The 19369-nt window shown below is 54.8% G+C and carries 14 protein-coding genes; 2 read left to right on the top strand and 12 right to left on the bottom strand.

Annotated features, from left to right (window positions below; genetic code table 11):
* Window positions 1-35: 35 nt before the first annotated feature.
* The 12 genes from LA756_RS15050 to LA756_RS14995 all read right to left on the bottom strand — a co-directional run bounded on the left by LA756_RS15050 (window position 36) and on the right by LA756_RS14995 (window position 16143).
* Window positions 36-314: a hypothetical protein gene (locus tag LA756_RS15050; protein ID WP_224435541.1), complete on the bottom strand. Its 279-nt coding sequence runs from the start codon at window positions 312-314 to the stop codon at window positions 36-38.
* Between the two features lie 359 nt (window positions 315-673).
* Entirely contained in the window at window positions 674-1408 is a 735-nt protein-coding gene (locus tag LA756_RS15045) for a response regulator transcription factor (protein WP_224435540.1), read from the bottom strand.
* A gap of 92 nt (window positions 1409-1500) precedes the next feature.
* A complete protein-coding gene (phoU, locus tag LA756_RS15040; protein ID WP_224435539.1) occupies window positions 1501-2193 on the bottom strand; it encodes a phosphate signaling complex protein PhoU in 693 nt (230 codons plus the stop codon).
* A 44-nt stretch (window positions 2194-2237) separates the two neighbouring features.
* Entirely contained in the window at window positions 2238-3071 is an 834-nt protein-coding gene (locus LA756_RS15035) for a hypothetical protein (protein WP_224435538.1), read from the bottom strand.
* A gap of 38 nt (window positions 3072-3109) precedes the next feature.
* Window positions 3110-3964 (bottom strand): phosphate ABC transporter ATP-binding protein PstB, encoded by an 855-nt coding sequence (gene pstB / locus LA756_RS15030; RefSeq protein ID WP_224435537.1) that lies wholly within the window; start codon window positions 3962-3964, stop codon window positions 3110-3112.
* 52 nt (window positions 3965-4016) lie between these two features.
* Window positions 4017-6521, bottom strand: a complete 2505-nt coding sequence (locus tag LA756_RS15025) for a phosphate ABC transporter permease PstA (protein ID WP_224435536.1) — start codon at window positions 6519-6521, stop codon at window positions 4017-4019.
* The gene (locus tag LA756_RS15020) at window positions 6518-9226 is read right to left on the bottom strand and encodes an ABC transporter permease subunit (RefSeq protein WP_224435535.1); all 2709 of its coding nucleotides are present in this window, start codon (window positions 9224-9226) and stop codon (window positions 6518-6520) included. Before LA756_RS15020 ends, LA756_RS15025 begins: the two co-directional genes overlap by 4 nt.
* Before the next feature lie 131 nt (window positions 9227-9357).
* On the bottom strand, window positions 9358-10329 hold the full coding sequence (locus tag LA756_RS15015) for a PstS family phosphate ABC transporter substrate-binding protein (protein ID WP_224435534.1): 972 nt from the start codon (window positions 10327-10329) through the stop codon (window positions 9358-9360).
* Window positions 10330-10641: 312 nt separating this feature from the next.
* Window positions 10642-12387, bottom strand: coding sequence for a hypothetical protein (locus tag LA756_RS15010; protein ID WP_224435533.1), 1746 nt, complete (start codon window positions 12385-12387; stop codon window positions 10642-10644).
* A gap of 1 nt (window position 12388) precedes the next feature.
* Entirely contained in the window at window positions 12389-13708 is a 1320-nt protein-coding gene (locus LA756_RS15005) for a DUF1501 domain-containing protein (RefSeq protein ID WP_224435532.1), read from the bottom strand.
* A gap of 11 nt (window positions 13709-13719) precedes the next feature.
* Window positions 13720-15282 carry a DUF1549 and DUF1553 domain-containing protein gene (locus LA756_RS15000; protein ID WP_224435531.1) on the bottom strand — a complete coding sequence of 521 codons (1563 nt, stop codon included), beginning with the start codon at window positions 15280-15282 and terminating at the stop codon, window positions 13720-13722.
* 189 nt (window positions 15283-15471) lie between these two features.
* Complete coding sequence (locus LA756_RS14995; RefSeq protein ID WP_224435530.1) at window positions 15472-16143, bottom strand: hypothetical protein; 672 nt, start codon at window positions 16141-16143, stop codon at window positions 15472-15474.
* Between the two features lie 366 nt (window positions 16144-16509).
* Here LA756_RS14995 and LA756_RS14990 point away from each other — a divergent pair, with 366 nt between their 5' ends.
* Both LA756_RS14990 and LA756_RS14985 read left to right on the top strand, forming a co-directional pair.
* The gene (locus LA756_RS14990) at window positions 16510-17994 is read left to right on the top strand and encodes a Gfo/Idh/MocA family oxidoreductase (protein ID WP_224435529.1); all 1485 of its coding nucleotides are present in this window, start codon (window positions 16510-16512) and stop codon (window positions 17992-17994) included.
* 413 nt (window positions 17995-18407) lie between these two features.
* Window positions 18408-19061: an SDR family oxidoreductase gene (locus tag LA756_RS14985; RefSeq protein WP_224435528.1), complete on the top strand. Its 654-nt coding sequence runs from the start codon at window positions 18408-18410 to the stop codon at window positions 19059-19061.
* Window positions 19062-19369: the final 308 nt, after the last annotated feature.

Here is a 19369-nt window from a genome sequence, read left to right as displayed (position 1 = left end):
GAAGGATAGGGGGAGTGGAGCTAGTTTGATGCGTATCAGACGAGCTCAAGCGACTCCGCAGGAACGTCATTGCCTTCGCGGTACTTATCGAGCATTTCTTCCTCGACGTAGTACGTGACGCCCTCGTCTTCGGTGAACAGCCCTTTCAGGCCGGCCGACGTTTGATCGGCGCGTGTGATCTTTCGGCACGAAACTGCCAAAGCACAGAACTGTTCGGGATCTACAAACTGAACGTTTGGTTGATGACGCAAATGTTCGCGTCGTTCCCAGAGAGTTTTGCCGTTCAAACCGCTACTTGCTTTCAAACCGACCATGATTTCAATCTTCCTTCCATTCTCTATCGACAATTCGAGCGAGAATCATCAAGGGAAGGAAATCCGTTCCATGTCGCAGGGTCTTCAATGACGCCTGAAATCGCACGTAAATCCGTCGCGCTCTCCATTTTTGGGAGGAATCCGTTCCGACCGGCATCGCCTGCCGACCGTACTTGCTAGCACGACATCCTTGGCGGAACTGATTGTCTTCGCGTTAAGAACGATGACAAGCTTCGCCACGTGCGATTAACGATACCTTAATCGCGAGTTCACTTTCAAGAGGCGGCCGAAGCAGATTGCGCAAATCATCATGAGCGGGATGGAGTTATCCGGAAGAAGGGGTAATTGCTTTAACCTCATTAATTTAAAGAGTTTAGGTTCCATGCCGCTTCGCGGAACCGATACCCCACCCCTCGGACTGTTTCGATCAGGACGCCTTTTCGGTCGAGCTTGCCGCGGATCGACTTCACATGAACGTCGATTCTTCGGGTTCGGCTGGCACTTTCCGATTCGGTTTCTGGCTCTTTGTCTTTGGCCGGAAGTCCGGCTGCTTCCTCGAGCTGAGCCCGCGTCAGTACGTGCCCCGGACGTGCTAGCAGTGCTTGGAGCAAGCGAAATTCGGTCGGGGTGAGATCGAGTCGTGTTCCATCCATCTCGACAAGTGCGAAGCGTGGGTCGAGCCGAATTCCATGGCATTCAAGAACCGCCTGCGCGTCGACCGTATGCCGGGCCCGATAAGTCAACGTCTTTACGGACTGGGCCAACAGATCCAGTGCGAGCGATTCGGCCAGGCGAGAATCGTGAGCGGGATCGTCAATTGCGGTGACGTCCGAACCGGTCGGGGCAATCAGAATGGCAGGCGTGGAGTCCTCGCCCAAGTTCCGCATGATCGAGCGACATAGATCCAGCGTGTCAGTTTCCGTCAGCGAACGCGACAGGACAACAACATCAGGAACGAATTCCATGGCATGCTGCAAGCCGTCCCGAGTACCGCTGGCCAAGTAAACCTGGCAGCCGGTTTGCTGCAGGTTGTGGGCGACGTTGTGAAGCGGTCCGCCTGCTTTTTCCACGATCAAGATGCTACGTTGAGACACGGTTCGTCATCGCATTTTGTTGGAAGGAAACAAGCGGCAAAGTGCATCCAAACAGCTGAGGGAACGCTTCCTGCTTTGTGGCCATCGATCTGTCATGCGGATTCCTCCTCGGAATCGAGTGCTTGACGGTGACGGACAATTTCGCCTTCGATCCAATAGATCACGATCTCGGCAATGTTCGTTACATGGTCGGCGATTCGTTCAATGTGTCGCGAGATACTTGTCATCTCGAGCATCCAATCGATGTCGGCCGGATTGCGGTGAATGCCTTCTTTGAGCCAATGAAAAATTTCACGGTGAAGCCGATCGAGTTCACGGTCTTGTTCGATCAACTCGCGACAAGACTGGGCATCTTGTTCGATAAAAGCATCAAGGCTCTTTCGCAGCATTTCAATCGCCTGACGGTTGGCTTCTTTCAGGCAATCAGGGAACACCACTTGGTTGGTCAGGTGACCTCCATCGCGCAAACGGACAACACTGCCAGAGATATTGACCGCGAGATCGCCGATCCGTTCCAGTTCGTGTCCGACGGACATGGCTGAAATGATCAATCGCAAGTCGGACGCGACCGGCTGAAACAACGCAATCGAATGGAGGCATTCCTCTTCGAGTGCCACGTCCAACGCGTCGAGCTCATCGTCGTCGTCGATGACTTTCAGCGCTCGCTCACGGTCTAGGTCGAGCATCGCACGTGTCGCCTCACTCACTTGAGCTTCGGCATGCGTACCCATCGATAGCAAGTGCGAGCGAATTCCTTCGATTTGCCGAACCCAATGACGCGTCATTCGTTAAAACTTTCTTTTCCTTGAAGCAAAAAGTACAACCGAACTTATTGGCCAGGTTTGCCCAGGAACTTGTCGATAGTGTCGGCGTCGGGGGCTTTGATGGTCGTTCGCATTGGCCCAGCTCCGATTCGCGTGACATGTTTTTCAGGAAGGCCATCTTCTGAGAACGCCTTGGCGGCGTCGGTGTGTTTTGCGAAGACCCAAGCTCGACCTTGTTCAAAGTGGGTAACGAAGCCAGGGCGAGTGAATAAGTACTGCAGTGCTGTCTCACGACTGTCCGATTTGATCGTCTTGCGATCCGGTCCGGCGCCGGGAAGTGTGACATGCTTCTCGGGACCGTCGCCGTGGATCAGCTTGGCGACATCGTTGCTTTGCAGAGGTAATACCCAAATGCGACCATCGACTTGCTTGGTGATAAATCCTCGACGATTGAACTTGGACTGATCGGCTGAAGTCTTCACGACGGTACCGTCGGCAAGATAGTAGAGTTCGTACCAATCGTTGTTCTTTTGGTTGACGCCTTCTCGAGGGCGAAACAATGCCGAGACCGCGTGTGGTTTGCCATCGTGTTGATGTTCGATGACGAGGATACTTCCGTAGGCCATCTCGTCGACTGCATGGGCCGCCATTTCGTTCCAGTAGATCGTTCCCTCGGTGCCTGCCTCTGGGCGAGGAGCCGACGCGGGATAGCTATCGGTTGTTTGCCACGTCGGGTACTTATCGCTCAGATAACTCCAGAATTGTTCTGCGAATTGTTGATGCTCCGCCGTGCGAGGGAGTGGCTCTTCGGCGTGCGCTGCGGTTGCGAAGAAGCTGACCAATGCGAACGCAAGGAGCGTTAGGAATCTGGCTTCCAGACGAACTTGAGGAATCATCATCGACGTCCTTTCGCAAAGATGGAGAGTAACTACTTTGATTAGCCGAATCGGCCGGTGACGTAAGCGTTGGTTTCCGACAGTTTGGGTTTCGTGAAAATATCGACGGTTGGTCCATACTCGACGAGTCGGCCGAGATACATGAACGCGGTGTAATCGCTGATGCGCGACGCTTGTTGCATGTTGTGTGTGACGATCAGGATGGAATATTCGCCGCGAAGTTCACGAATCAAATCTTCGATCTTCCCGGTGGCGATCGGATCCAAAGCCGAGCAAGGCTCGTCCAGCAGCAGCACTTCCGGTTCGCTGGCTATCGCCCTGGCAATGCAGAGACGCTGCTGCTGACCGCCGGAAAGGCTCAAGCCACTTTCATGCAGGCGATCCTTTACTTCGCTCCAGATGGCAGCCCCTTTGAGGCTATGTTCGCAAACCCCTTCCAGGACGCTACGACTTCGTTCGCCATCGATACGTAGGGGATAAACAACGTTCTCGAAGATGCTCATGGGGAAAGGGTTAGGTTTTTGAAAAACCATTCCCATGCGTTTGCGAAGCTCGATCACATCGACGCCTCGGTCGCAGATCGATTGATCGTTCAAGTAGATGTCGCCATGAATGCGCACCGTATCGATCAAGTCGTTCATCCGATTCACGCAGCGAAGCAAAGTCGACTTGCCGCAGCCTGACGGTCCCACGAGAGCGGTGACTTGCCCCCGAGGAATCGGCATGTTGATGTTAAAGAGGGCTTGCTTGTCGCCGTACCACAAGTTGAAGTTCTTGATCTCCAGGACTTTTTCTTCGCGGAATACGGCGTCGTGGACGACCGGCGCGAAGTCGTGCCCTTGGGCAATCAGTTCCAGCCGACTGGTTTCGGATGTACGTGTGGTAGGTTGACTCATAGGGAAGATCTTGGGTTGGCCAAAGCTTGTGCGATCTGGCAATTGAACGGCATCAAAATTGGCCTGATTGGAAACGTTTTCTTAGGCGAGCACGAAGCCAAATGGCAAAAATGTTTAGCGTCGCAATCACGGTGATTAACAGCAGTGTTGTCGTAAACACCATCGGCTTGGCAGCTTCGCTGTTGGGGCTTTGGAAACCCAAGTCGAAGATGTGAAAGCCAAGATGCATAAAGCTGCGATCTAAATGGACAAAAGGCGCCGTCGTATCTATTGGCAGTTCTGGGGCTAACTTGAGAACCCCGACAAGCATCAGCGGCGCGACTTCTCCGGCACCACGGGCCATGGCGAGAATCATGCCGGTCATGATGCCAGGAAGTGCATGGGGAAGCACGATACGACGAATCGTTTGCCACTTGCTGGCTCCGCATCCATAGGAACCTTCACGTAGTGAATTGGGCACCGCAGCAAGGGCTTCTTCGGTGGCGACAATAACGACAGGAAGAGTCAGCAGGGCCAACGTCAGGCTTGCCCAAAGCAGACCGCCTTTGCCAAACGTCGGGTTCGGCAAGCTGGCCTGGTAAAAGCCGTGAAAGCTAGGCGTAAAAGCGACGAGAATGAAAAATGCGATCGTCGTTCCGATCCACAGCAGTAAGCTGATGATGCCTAAGTGAGGTGTCCGCATCCGCGTGAGAATCTTTCGACTGCCAAGCGAATACGAGGTCGTAATGAATGCACAGAAGGCGACCAACGCTAAGCCGGCCGCGGTGAGCCACCACCAAAACGGAGGAATCGTTGGCAGGTTGGCATTGCGTGGGCCGCCATCGATATACGCCCCTACAACAAGGATCAGGAAGCCATAGCCAAACACACCGAAGACGATACTTGGAACGCCGGCCAGGTTGTTAATACTGATCCGAATGATACTGACGATTGGGCCACTCTTGGCATATTCACGCAGATACAACGCGGCGAGTACGCCGAAGGGGACCACGATCAGTGACATGATCATCGTCATCGCCACTGTTCCCCAGATCGCGGGAAAGACGCCACCTTCCGAGTTTGCCTCTCGTGGATCGGCCAACAGGAATTCGCCCCAACGCGAAAGGTAAACCTTCAATCGCCCCAGCCAGTCCAGTTGATTTGAAGGAAACGCTCGGACGATCTCACCCAGCTTCAATTCGGTTTCGATATCTTGCGCCGTCGTGGCGAACAGGCTAACACGATCGTTACGTTCTTCAATCTCGTGGATACGCTCCTGGATGGCGGAAATCTCATTGTCGACTTCAAAGCGAACTTCCACAAACTGATAAACGGCTTCGCGTGCCGAGTTAGGAACCTCGTCAAGAAGCTGTGCGATCTCGTTCAGGCGGTTCTCGATTGTGTTCTCTTTTGCGGTGCGATCGGCATTCAATGCCGCCACCATCTCTGGCCCAACTTTCGCCATTGCGGAGTCTTTGCCTAGCACGCGTGAGGCTCTTTCTACCACGCGTGCGTCTCGTTGCTTCTCCTCTTGGATCGCATTGAGCTCAAGCTTCAAGTTGTAAATTTCATTGGCCAGGCTTTCGATGAATACATCGTGCTGTAACTCTTGCGAACGTAGTCGAAGGCGTGCTTTTTCCTGTCGAAGACTACTTTCGCCCACTTCATATTCCGCGATGCGATCGGCGGCTCGAACGCGCTCGCGAGCGTCGGCATGATGCTTCTGGTACGCGGCGTAAGTGTCGGGTGCTCCTTCGGTGATTTCTTCGATGGACACAAGATTGCCATCGGCGGGAATGTCTGAAATCGGAAGAGTTTCGCCGCTAGTCAATAAGCCATGCAGGTTTCGATTGGCGCTAAAGTTTTGCTTAATGAAGCTTTGTGAGTTCTCGGATTGAAGGGTTTTTAGCTTTGCTCGGACGGTTTCGATTTCCTGGTTAAGCGATTCGAGTGTCGCTGCCCATTGAGCTTGATCTTGATCGTCGGCATCTGCGGGAATTTGAAGACGGCTTTTATTGTTTTCGTAGAACTGTTCGATCGCCGATAAGTCGTCCTCATCGGATGAGATCGGTCGCGGATTGGAAATGATAAACCGCTGAGGGGTACCGATGAAGCGGCCAAGCTTCGTTCGCTCGAAGAGCATCGCCCACTCGGGCATCGTGGGTGGTGGATCGGCAAGTTGCTCTTCGGTGACCCACTGATACGTGCCGCTTTGCGATCCCTTGAATTCAAAATTATCGGTCCGATATTGCCAGCGATGTTGTAGCGGCGAGTCGGTTTCTTCCGTGTCGGTCGTGGCAGAGCTACTTTGTTGGTAGTCTTCCTCGTCGGTCAACTCACCCATCAAGACGGTGCCGTCCTGCAACGTCACGCGATACAAACGGCCAGGCCAAAAGCTGGCCATTCCTTGATAGAGAATCAATGCCAACAGGCCAAAGATCATCAACAGCGCGAGTGCCAATGCGCCGCCGGAAAGCCAGATCATTGGCTCGCCCTGGGCAAGTACCGTCAGCCCTGGCCGAACGGTTCGCTGGTACTTCTTTACGTTGCTTTTCGCGTTGTCAGAAGATCCGCTCATAGCTGGTATGCCCGTCTCCTGAAGTAAAGACGAACCACTTCTGCCACCGTGTTGATCAAAAAGGTAAGCAGAAATAGAACCAGGGCGGAAAGGAACAGGACGCGATAGTGCGAGCTGCCTTGGACGGCTTCGGGCAATTCAATGGCAATGTTCGTGCTGAGCGTACGGAAGCCGTTGAAGATGTTCCAATCTTCGATCGGCGTGTTGCCGCCAGCCATGAGTACGATCATCGTTTCCCCAGCAACACGCCCGAGCCCAATCATCAATGCCGAAAACAGTCCGCTCATCGCCGTCGGAATCACAACGCGAACGGCCGTCTGCCAATGGGTCGCCCCACAGCCAAGAGAAGCTGATCGCAGGTGAGCCGGAACTGTCGAAAGGGCGTCGTCGGCGATCGTGTAGATGATTGGAATCACGGCGAACCCCATGACAAATCCAACGATCAACGAGTTGCGTTGATCGTATTCACCAATGTAGGTCCCGCGCGGGTCCCATCCGATCAAATCGAGAAGACTGCCCAGTCCATAGGCGAAGAGCAGCGTGCAAATGACCATCAACACGAACTTCACCAGGCTTAGCACTGCGAACGTAAATCTCGGTGATCGAGCGACTTGACCTCGCCAGATCGAATTGAACCCATAGGCGTCTAACGCGAAAAGCAACAGAGCGCAAGTTGGAATTAAAATGAGCAGCCAACCACCGACGCCAGATCCTTGCTCGGGATGGACGAGCCAAAACTTGATGTTGCCGAGGAACAACCACTGCTCAACGAATGGTCCAAGTAGGTAGGCGAAGTAAATACCCAGTAGCAGCACCGGCGATAGGAACCATAGCCGAAACGGTTGAATTCGTAGCGTGACCGCACGAGGAAGCGTTTGCCAGAGAAACGCTCCGAGCAAGATCGTCATGGGAACGGTAAACACCGATGCCAGGCAGGCCGGAACGACTTTCTCGACTACCGGAGCAAACACCAACGCAGCCAGAAAACCAAGTACAACACTCGGCAGGCTGGCCATCATTTCGACCGTTGGTTTGACCATCATGCGGGTGCGTCGCGTGCTGAATTCGCTCGTGTAAATGGCTGCCAACAATGCCAGAGGAGCACCAAAAAGCATGGAGTAAAACGTTGCTTTGAACGTGCCGGAGACAAGCGGATAAAGCGAAAACTTGAGTTCGTCCTCGATGCGGGAGGAAGAGCTTTGCCACATGTTCAGTGGTTCGGCGTAGCCTTCGTACCAGACCGGCAGAAAGAGCGACGCCAGGGTGATGTCAGGAAAGCCTGGCGAAAGTGCGTAGTGATAGATCTCGCCGTTCGATTCAATAAACAAGCCGTCGTCGCGTGGTGAAATCTGAGCGATATCAATTGAGTCCGCTTCGGGCATCTCGATATCGGTGACATGCTTTTCGGTGGTCATATGAAAGAGCGAGCACGCCCCGGTCTCGTAGCCAACCAGAAACATGCGACTTCGGGAGGAAGCTCCAAAGGCAGAGACCGGGCCGGGGCCTGGGCCGAATTGATGGGCACGCACCAAGGCAAAGCCGTCGGTGCTGCTACGGTCTGCAAAGGCATTGTCTTTGCGGTCGGCAAGCCGGATCTGAAACCAGCCAGAGCAGTTACCGTTGCTATCGCCGACGAAAAGGGTTTCGCGTCCTAAGATCCAATCGCATACGGTGACCGTAGCTTCCGAATCAGGAACGAGATCGACCGTTTCGGCAACAAGCAGGTTGTTCTTGTCGCGGATATCGTACCTAGCGAGCAAGCCATCTTTGTCGATGGCATAGAAATTGTTGCCCAGCCCTTCCATCAAGACGAAATGCGGAACGCCGGCGCCGGAAGCTGGCAAGTCGTACAGCTTGGTTTGTAGTTTTGCGGTGCCGGTGAGTAGGCTCTTTTTCTCACTGACAGTTCCCAGCTTAAGCTGCTCATCCTCGGTCAATGCGACAAAAGTCGTTGATTGGCTGCTAAGTCCCGAGCGATTGTTCCCTTGCGGGACGTGATCGATCAGCCGAATTGCCGACTCGGAAACTTCGATCGGATCGCTGAGGGTCCATTGGACGTTTTGGGCCCGATATTGTCCTTGGGGCGTTAGTTGGACGACCCCATCGCGGTAGACGGCCGTATCGCCTGGGCGAGAAAGTTGAGTAGCGGAAGCAGTGCCCGATTGCTCGACCAGCCAGTCTTTAATTTCAATCGGATCGACAAACGTTGTCTTCAGCGAAACGTCGGCCAGCCGTATCGTTCCGTCTGCCAGGCCGATGATCAGGTCTGTCTCGCCGGTGGCAGTTGAGATAGCGGTGATTTGGCCTTCTTCAATCAGCTTGGTCTCTTGAACGACTTCAAACGCGGCAGCCATTGACGACTGAGTTGCATTCGTTTCGGAAGAAGGGGACGTAAGCCGAATGACCTGAAGCGTGCCGTCGGAGGTCAGTAGCCAGCCCATCGTTTGATATTCGTTCAGCTCAAAGTGAACGATGGCGTCTGTGTCCCATGGCGTTTCGCGAATGCCGAGCGGAGTGACCGAGGCACTGCGAAAAAGAGGAATCACTTCCATTACCAAGACCAACGCGACCAGGCAAACGGCGACGATCGTTCCAATTCCACCGATGGTGATCACGCCTTCCGATAGAACGTCCGAAAGCCGGACGCTCCAGTGCGTCTTCAGCTTGCGTTTTCTACCGGTAAATCTTGGCTGGATGCCACTCATGGATATTGGAAGTGCTTGTTGGGAGCCAGCGGTGAAGGAGGATGGCGGGAAAGGGAAGCGACAGAAATAGCCCCGTTCCCAGCTTGCCGATATTCGGCGTTTGGTATTGGGGCCATGTGGCAAGTGGGAGGCTACTTGGTGATGCCCACTTTAGCGAGTTGAGCTTCAGCAATCACGGCAGGAATCGGCAGGTAGCCATCCTTCACGACCGCTTTCTGTCCTTGTTGGCTATAGATGTATTTCAAAAACTCACGTCGAAGCGGATCTAGCTCGCTGCCCGGGCGATAGTTCACGCTGACGTAAAGGAAACGCGAGAGTGGATAGTCGTCAGCGTTTTCAGCGGTTGGCTCGACGTAGTCTTCCCCTTCCAGGGAAAGAGGGAGTGCTCGTACGTCGGAAGTCTTATAGCCAATACCGCTGTAGCCGATGCCGAACTTATCGGTCGCGACCCCTTGCACTACCGAAGAACTGCCAGGCTGTTCTTTGACGGTTGGCTTATAGTCGCCGCCGTAAAGGGCATTCTCTTTAAAGAAAGCATAGGTGCCTGACGCTGAATTGCGCCCATACAAACTGATCGGCGACTGAGCGAATGAGCCTGACAATCCAAGCTCGCCCCAGCGGCTAATGTCTTTCTCGGCTCCCCCTTTACGGTTGGTCGAAAAGATGGCGTCGACTTGCGGAAGCGAGAGTCCTTCAATCGGATTGTCCTTGTTTACGTAGACGGCCAGCATGTCGATGCTGGTTCCGATCTCGGTTGGCTTATAGCCGTATCGCTTCTCGAAGTCGTCGATCTCGTTCGCCTTCATTGGGCGACTCATGGGACCGAATGTGGCTGTTCCTTGGATTAATGCCGGCGGAGCGGTAGAGGAGCCTTTCCCTTCGATCTCGATCTGAACGTTCGGATAAATCTCCTGAAAGCCCTCGGCCCATAGCGTCATCATGTTGTTCATCGTGTCGGAACCGATGCTTTTGATGGTGCCGGACACGCCTGAGACACGCTCGTAAACAGGCAGCTTCGGATCGACTTGAAGCTGGGCGAAGAGCATGCCAGGAAACAGGACGGCCAGCATAAATGCAAGCATGGAAACACGTTGGCGCAACATCGGATCAAATCCTTCCGAAAGCGGGCAATCAAGTTGTGGGAGAGGGCGACGACGCCAGGATTGTAAATGGGAGCGAATTTCGCGTTAACAATATGCTAACACTTAAGAAAGCTCGCCATAGCTAGGCCAAACGAAAGGAGAATAAGCCAAATTCCCGGGAAAAAACGCACGTTGGACCATCGCTCAATCTTCAGAAAAATCGCCCCCCAAAGAAAGCCCCTCCATCTTTTGAGCGGATATATTTACATAACGTTAATAAAACCAGCAGAGGGAATAGTTGGTTAGAGGGGGTTCTGCAAAGAAGTGTGGAGGTTACTCCTCCGACGAATTGGCTTCGCTTGCCGTCAGAAAGCCATCGCTGTCGGCATCCAGTTCTGCGAACTGCTGCGGCGTGCCGAGGAACTCGCGGGGACTGATGTCGCCGTCGCCGTTATAGTCCATTCCGGAAAACCACGGAGGGATATTTGCCGCCGTGGCAGAAGGGTCGGCGGTTGGCTCGACATAGGGTACCGCACGAAGGGGCGAATCGTCCTGGTCGCCACGGAAGAACTCGAATACTAACAGCGAAGGAATCTCGTCGAATTCGATGGTCGAAGATTGATTCCGATCGAGCGAGGCTAAGCGGTCACCGAACCCACGAAGTTCGCGTGCGGAAAGTTTGGTGTCGCGATTGGGATCGACCATACGAAACAAGGGATCGTCGCCATCGATTCCTTGCAGACGGATATGACAACGCTGAAACCAGTTTCTCTGTAGCAGGGCCGTTTCTAATTCTTCACTGTATAGCTTCTCATCGCCATCCGTATCGGCGACTTGAAAACTGACTCCGATGCTGTTCTCCGGAAGTTCGTCCTCTTCGAGATAGCCATCTTGATTGCCGTCGTAAAGTTGCAAGATGTTTTCCGCTTGCTGCGTAATGAGTTCTGAGTCGACACTGTCCCGCATTCGGAAAATGAGCCAATCAGCACCCAGATTTAAAGCGACCTCTTGTCCATCGGCCAATGGGGTGTCGTCGATGCCGAAGCTGCGCCGCAGCGCGATCCGTGGCTGTTGCTCAGGTCGTTTTCCGAAGCGAAGCGTAAGATCGTACTGCGGGGGCTGCTTGCCAATTTCCGGTAGTTCTTCACGACTGAGTTTTCCGTCACCATTGGCATCGACTCGATGCAGAAGATTGTTCTTCGGAAATCGATCTAGACGAAGCGTCCCGCCCCGCTCGTAGTTCTCTTGCATGGCATAGTGCAGATCGCCCCAAGGAGTGGAATCGTCCAGCGTGAACATGGCCTGACCGCCAAAGAAGCGGCGTCGATCTCCGCGACGGTTCATGTCGTTCATCGATTGCCCGGAGGTTATTTGAAGTTCCATGGGCGTGACGATTTCGTCATCGTCGAGATCTCTCGAGCGAATCTTTTCAGCGGCGGATGCGATTTCGGAATCTTCAATGACGCCGTTGCTGTTTTCGTCGAGCAGCTGCCGCAGTGGCGAATCGTTCCGGCTTCGATCCGCGGCATAAGACGTCCGGCGAACAGAGAATGCTTCGGTCTTGGCCCGGCTACGACTCACCAGCCGAGGCACCTCGGATCGATCGACCCAGCCGTTTCGATTGGTGTCGTAGCGGTCGATGTTTTGCCGTCGCTGGCGAGGATCTTCGAACGAAAGATTGCCAAACTGGCCGCTTCTCAGTTGCGGTTGATCGGCTAACTCTTCCCACGTGGCTCGTCCATCTTGGTCGGCATCGGCAAGTTCAACGACATGGTCGACTAGTTTCTCGAGTGCCTGATCGAACGGTTCGTTGTCGATCCAAAGTCGCACATCCACACGAATCGGTCCCTGCGTCGTGAAGACCAAAAGACGCTGCGGCTTGACGATTGGGTCTAAGTCGAATGGTATGCCTGCTTCGATCGTGGCATGGCCGTCCAGCGTAATCGAGTCGGCAGGATGGGCCGGCGGCGAAGCAGGTGTTTGTGGCGGCGGAGGCAACTGCTTGGCGACGCGGTTGTTGCAACCAAGTGCGACAACAGCGATGGTGAGAGCCAGCGTTAGAACAGGGAGCGGACGCATCTTAAGCCAAGACCTGATCGATAGGATTGCCTTCCGAGATTTTGATCGGACGAGCTTGCGGCGAATAGTGCTCTGTCGCGGGATCGACGCCGACGGCCTGGCATAGCGTCGCTAGGAGATCCTGCACCTCCGTCTTGCCATCGGTGACTTCGGTGCCTCCCTCATTGGTCTTGCCGTAGGCCTGACCTCCGGCGATTCCACCCCCTGAGAGTACACACGTCCATGCGTCTGGAAAGTGGTCTCGTCCGGCATTGTTGTTGATGTTCGGCGTTCGACCGAATTCCCCCATCCAGCAGATCGTGGTGGTTTCCAGTAGGCCTCGTTCTTTCAGCTCGGTCAGCAGTGTGCTCCAGCCTTGGTCGAGTTCCTTGGAGAGTCGCTCGACGGCAGGGAAGTTGCCTTGGTGGGTGTCCCAGCCGAGTCCGTTGCCACCCAGCGTGACTTCGACGAATGGTACGCCACGCTCTACCAGGCGACGAGCAATTAGGCAGCCTTGGCCAAACGTGCCGCGGCCGTACGACTCGCGAGTCTTCATCGATTCCTTGGAAAGATCGAACGCCGAAGCCGCTTCGGGGTGCATTAGTTTGACGGCCGATTGGAAGATGGTTGCTTGCGCCTCGGCAGCGCCAGAGGGGTGACTGACGATAAATTGATTTTGCTGTTCTTGCCACAAGGCAAGTCGCGCGTCGTGGCGTTGCTGATCGATGCCAGGGGGAAGCGAAAGAAAGTCGACCCCTAAGTCGGCCATCGCTTCGGCGTCCTCAGGCCGCGGTGTTCCGCGCGTACCTACGGTGGCCGCAGCATAACGAGGACCGAGGAATCCAGAACCGAGCGCCGCACCGTTCAGTAGCCCGCTGGGATTTACCGCGACGTAGCTGGGCAGTATGGACGAATAGTCTTTGAGCGCTTTGGCAAGCGAAGCTCCGATGGCCGGATAGTTCAATGGACCGCCGGGGCGTTGGCCGGTGTGCATCAAGTAGGTTCCGCGAAGGTGGTCTCCTTCGCGAGTACTCATGCCTCGCAAGATGGCCAATTGATCGGCATGCTGGCCGAGGCCGGTGAAATGTTCGCTGAAGCGAAGTCCTGGAACACTCGTTTCGGCCTCTTTGAATTCTCCTCCGTTGGCATGTCCTGGCTTCATGTCGAAGGTATCGGTCTGTGTCGGGCCGCCAGCCATCCAGAGCAAGATGCAGCTTCGCTTTCGCTCGGGGTTGGGAGCCGCCGCTGCAGCCAACTGTGGAAGCCACGAGCAGCTGGCTGCCCCCATTAGGCCGGCAGTCGTTTGCAGGAAACGTCGTCGCGAATTCGATAGGTAGTTCATCGAAACTCTCGTTAGTGATTCAGCATGAACTCGGCACTATTGGCCAAGACCCACAAGATATCTCCCAGAGCTGCCGATTGGTCGGACGGTGAACTCTGCGAGAGAAACTGTTTATAGCGAGCCAATTCCGCCTCGTTCGGCGTTCGACTATAAGCGGCCAGGAAAAGGACATTCAGTCGCTGATCATCCGAAAGAAACGGGGCCGAGACCGCTTGCAGTAGCCCGCTCGTTTCTGGCGACGTCGCTGTCGAAACCGGCGGACCATTCATGACCGCCAAGGCCTGAGGCATGCCCGTGTCGAAGCTTGTGCGGTCTTTGCTCGCGGTTCGCATGCGCGCGACAAATACGTTTCGTCCGCCGAGGTTTACCTGGGGGCCATTGCCGCCGCGAAGCAGTCCTACTTTCAACAGGGCATCGTAAAGCTGTTCCGGGGTAAGCGACTTTACTGCCATCCGAGCAAACAGCTCCGGCGGCGCTTCTGAATCGGAAACGGCTTCGCTGCTGCGAGCATAAGTGTCCGTCAGTGCGATCGTTTGCAGCAACTGCCGGAGGTCAAAACCGGTTTGGATGAAGTAGGTCGTCAGTTCGTCGAGTAGTTCTGGATGGCTTGCAGGATTTTGCGGCGACATGTCATCGGCAGGGGAAACCAAGCCGCGCCCCATCATGTGGGCCCAAGCCCAGTTCACTGCACGCCGAGGCATGTAAGGGTTGTCGCGCGAAACCATCCAGATCGCCAACTGCTGCCGACGCGTCCCGCCAAACGATGCGTAGCTAACATCGGTCCCGGGGAATGCTGGCGGTACCACTTCTTCCGTTTCCGGGATGGTCACTTCACCGACGTTTCGATCGACAATGTCGAAACGCCCGAGTCCCACAATGTTGTCATTCGCAGGACGTTCCAGTTGAGCGAAGAATGCGGCCAGGCCCCAGAAGTCGTGCTGTTTCCAGCGATCGAAAGGATGGTCGTGACACTGAGCACATTCGAGCTGTAAACCCAGAAAGATTCGCGAAGTTTCCGACGCGAGCATCTCAGGCTTGAGTTCTTGCGCCGCGTAGAAATAACCAGGGCCGTCACTTCCTTGCGTAGCTGTAAGGAACTCTTCCACGAGTCGGTCGTAGCGAACATTTTGGCGGAACTTACCACGTAGCCATTGTTGAAGCCCTTGTTCGTTCTGCAGGCTTTGCGGGTCGTCGGTGGCTTCGAGAACGAGTGCACGCCAGGTGTTCGCCATGTGGCTGGGATAGGCTGGCGAACTTAAGAGCTGCGAGATCAAGTTCTCGCGCTTGTTCGGCGAATCGTCGGCGAGGTAGGCCCGCGTTTGGGCGACGGTCGGAATGGTTCCCGCAAGATCCAAATAGATGCGACGAATGAATTCGCCATCGGAGGCCAGCGGAGCGGCAGGAACATTTTCCTGATCGAGCCGCTGCTGAACGAGGGCATCGATCCGCGCGGCCATGGCATGCATCGTCGGCTCTGACGTGTTCGTAGCGAGATCGTTTTCCGCAGCAAAGGCTTGCCCGCCGCAGGTCGCCATCAGGACCGAAATCGCTAACGCATGCACGATGCGAAACATGGTTCCGCCTTGTTGGAGAAGAGACAATTTGTGAGCACAATTGCGGGGGAACGAGTGCCACCCGATGCCCCCTCATTCTAGCAATGACTGGGGCATGTGATAAGCAAAATGCGGCCGATTGTCAGGGAAAATCGGCCGCACAAAAAAGTTCTCGATGCTTGTACAGGGCATCTGATAGCATGGGAAAGATTAAGCTTTCTCTTTCGCCTTCTGCTCGGCCGCGGCAGCACGGCGTCCACGGACCGCATCCACTTCCTGGGCTTGTCCCCAGAAGTAAAGCAGGATACCCAAGATCAAGCCGACAACGCTGGCCGAAAGAACCGCGAACGGACTTTGTGTGAACGTCGAGTTTTGAGCCGCAGCTTGCGTCGTCAGTACGAGACCGACCAGGCTGATCACAAAACTGAGCACGTCCGACAGGATCTCGCGAATGCTGAAGCCGAGATGGGCCACGACGACCAGTTTTCCGATGACCAACTGCAGGGCAAAACCGATCACACCGGAGAGCATCAATGCGAACGCCAGCCAATGAAACGCAGGGAATTCCAACGCTTCGGCGACCAGGTAAATGGGCGTTAAAATGCCTGCACTGGTCTCCTTAGCCGTTTCGGAATCGTCAACACTTTTGGCGATGTCTTCCAAGTGGGTTGGAAGTTCTCCTTTGGGTTCGTTGACTTCCTCTGGTTCGGCTAGTTGCTCCTTAGGGGCTTCCTCTTCGGTTGCTTGCGGAGTGCCAGCTTCCGGGGCGGCGGCTGCTTCCACCATCGGCGTATCGCCGGCGGCATCTTGGCCGTAGACGGTCGGCTGAACGAAACAGCACGTTAACGAGAACAGAAAAGCAAACGCAACAAGACGAGACATGACTTCCACCTCCGTTTCAGAAACAGGATAAGACGCAAAACGCCGCGAAGTCGATTCTATCGCTCCAATTGGGTAGTTACGTCTCAACACATGTGAAGTTTCGCTTCGTCTGGAAGACGTATTCCCGCGATAAATCGCTGGGCTCGAATGGGTATTCGCCGAAATCAAACTTTTCTTGGCCAAATCGAAGCGATTCTAGGCGAGTGCTTCACAGCACGAAATTATTCCTATCGAGGGGTAAGTGAGAGACTATTGCGCAAATGGGATATTGTTTTTCGCGGTCGCTCTTGGTTTGATAGAACGTGCGACTAGTCTCGCCAGAATCTACAAATTATCCTGCCTAACCATCGATGGAGACCTTCGCTCATGAGCGCTTCCGATGCATCGCGTCGAACTTTTTTGAAATCATCCGCCGCCGGCGTTGCGGCGACTTCGCTTGCCATGCAGGCCCAGAAGTCGCAAGCTGCCGACGCCAACTCGAAGCTCCGTATCGGTTTCGTCGGTGTCGGTGGACGTGGTTTCGGTGCCCACGTTAAGAGCCTCTCGAAGATCGCGAAGGAAGGGGCCAACATCGAATTGGTCGCCGTTTGCGATGTCTACGAGCACAACCGCAATCGCGCCGCCGACTATATCGAAAAAGAAAACGGCGGCAAAGTTGCTCGCTACGTCGACTTCCGCGACATGTACGCCAAGGAAAACCTCGACGCTGTCAGCATCGGTACGCCAGACCACTGGCATGCCATTCAAGCCATCGAAGCCCTGCAAGGCGACATGCATGTCTATTGCGAAAAGCCGATGGTCAAGCAGGTCGAAGAAGCGATCGAACTGGTCCGCGTCTGGAAAGACAGCGGCAAAGTCATGCAGGTCGGCGTTCAAGGGACCAGCCTCCCGATTTGGGATGCAGCACGAGAAAAGATCGACGAAGGTCTGCTCGGCAAAGTCCTGATGTATCAGACTGAATACTTCCGTAACTCCGACCTCGGCCAGTGGCGCTATTACAAGTTGTCGAAAGACATGTCGCCTAAGACGATCGATTGGAAGCGATTTCTGGGTGTGGAAGAAGGTTTGGCCGAAGATCAGCCATTCGATCGTGCCGTGTTTGCTCAGTGGCGACGTTTCTGGGAATTCGGTAGCGGGATGTTCACCGACTTGTTCGTCCACCGAACCACGCAGATGATGAAGGCAACCGGGCTACGTTACCCAGCTCGCATCACCGGCAGCGGTGGTCTTTACCTCGAATATGACGGCCGCGAAGTGCCAGACGTTGCGACCGTTGTGGCCGAATTTAACGAAGGCTGCCAAGGTCTCGTCACCGCGACGATGGCTGCCTCGGAAACCCCAGTTGAACAACTGGTTCGTGGACACGACGGTTCGATTCTGTTCGATCGACCAGATAGCTCCGGCGAATTCACGTTCGTTCCGGAACGACCTCAAGTCACGCACATCAGCCCAACCGTTCTGCCGTACGAACGTCAGGTGATGAAGGCTTCCCAGGAAGCACCGAAAGATCAGACGAAGGCACACTTCGAGAACTGGATCGCTGCGATCGAGAACAACGAGCCGCAGTCGTGTAACAACCCACCAGATCTCGGCGCCGCGGCAATCGTGTTGGTGAACCTTGGTGCACGCAGCTATCGCGAAGGCAAAGTTTATCGCTTCGACGACGAAACGATGACGATCAGCGAAGCAGACGGTTCCTGGTCGAAGAAGTGGGAGAAAGTCTCCAAGGAACGTGGCAAGCCTGAGCATGTCCCTGGCTGGAAAGCTGGCGACAAAGGTTCGACCATCAACGATCCAGACCATCAGAAGCTGGAAGGCCCATGGATCGACGGCAAAGATCCTGCCTCCTAATGGCCAATAGCTTAACATTTCAAACCAAAAACGGCACCTTCGCGAGGTGCCGTTTTTCATGCGCCAATCGGCCGACAGTCGCCTGCCGGAAACGATCTCAATCGCGGTGTCTTGTCGTCCTTCATGGGCAGAAAAACAGGCGAGTATGGCGAGTTTGCGCAGGGTGATCTCCGCGCGGTATTGATCAAAAGGTCGTAAATACTTTTGGCAAAGTGTGCGCATACTTGCGTACAATAGGGGCACGCCACGAAACGCTTCCACTTCCAGACGATCTTTTCGGCAACTTCTGCTCGGCCAGCAGCCGTAGCATTGCCAGGTGTGGCTTGACGGTGCGAGAGCCGTTATGGTGAGACAACGCATCGTCGTCTGATTTTGGGCGATGCCTGAGAACGTTTCGAGCAGAAGGAGAAGCGATGAGTCACGTCTTTATCATTGGTTCGACCGGAGGTGTTGGGTCGCGGTTGGTGCCGAAGTTGGTTGCCGCTGGGCACGAAGTGACAGGTCTGCATCGCAAGCCAGAGCAAGCCGAACAGTTGCAAGCGGCAGGTGCGAAAGGGGTGCTCGCTGATATCATCGACATAACCACCGAACAGCTGGCCGAAGCGACCAAGGGTTGCGACGTGTTGGTCTTTTCGGCCGGGGCGGCAGGCAGTGGGCCAGAGCGAACAACCGCGATCGACGGTGGCGGGGTGATCAAGATGATGGATGCCGCGAAAGCGAACGGCATCAAGCGGCTGTACGTCGTTTCGGCGTTTCCCGATGCTCGCCGCGATGCGGAGCGGAAAGAAGGTTTCGAGCATTACATCAAAACCAAACGCATGGCCGACAACGCGTTGGCCGCCACCGACTTCGATTGGGTCATCCTCCGGCCTGGCACGTTGGTCACCGAAGAAGGCAACGGCCAAGTCGCCGCCGGTTTGGCTTTGCCGTATGGCAACGTGGCCCGAGGCAACGTAGCCGCCGTGTTAGCCGAACTGATCGACACCCCACAAATCCGCCGCGAGATCATCGAACTAACCGACGGGGACGTCCCAGTAAAAGAAGCAATCCAGAAACTGGTGCGATAGTTGTTAGGCCTAGCCTGGAGATGATAAATGGGGACGGGGGCTTTTTAGGAATCGCCATGCAGCGTTTCAGGACAACGGCCAAAGGCAAAGTGACAGACGATTGATAACCTCAGCTGTATCACTCAGTCGAAAAGACTCCCGCCGTCTTTTATTCGTCGCTTCAAGAACTCGACAGAAGGTGGAGGACCTCTGAATGCAATTGAGATATTTGGGGATGGCTTCTTCCTAAAGAAAGTGCGACAAAATTATCTATTGGAATACGAACACCCCAGTCACTGGAAATGGGGCGGACTGGGTGACTGGTAAGT

It is taken from the genome of Bremerella sp. TYQ1 (assembly GCF_020150455.1).
Lineage (GTDB): Bacteria > Planctomycetota > Planctomycetia > Pirellulales > Pirellulaceae > Bremerella > Bremerella volcania_A.
The sequence above is the reverse complement of the archived record's forward strand: the minus strand, read 5'-3'. Positions and strand labels throughout refer to the sequence as shown.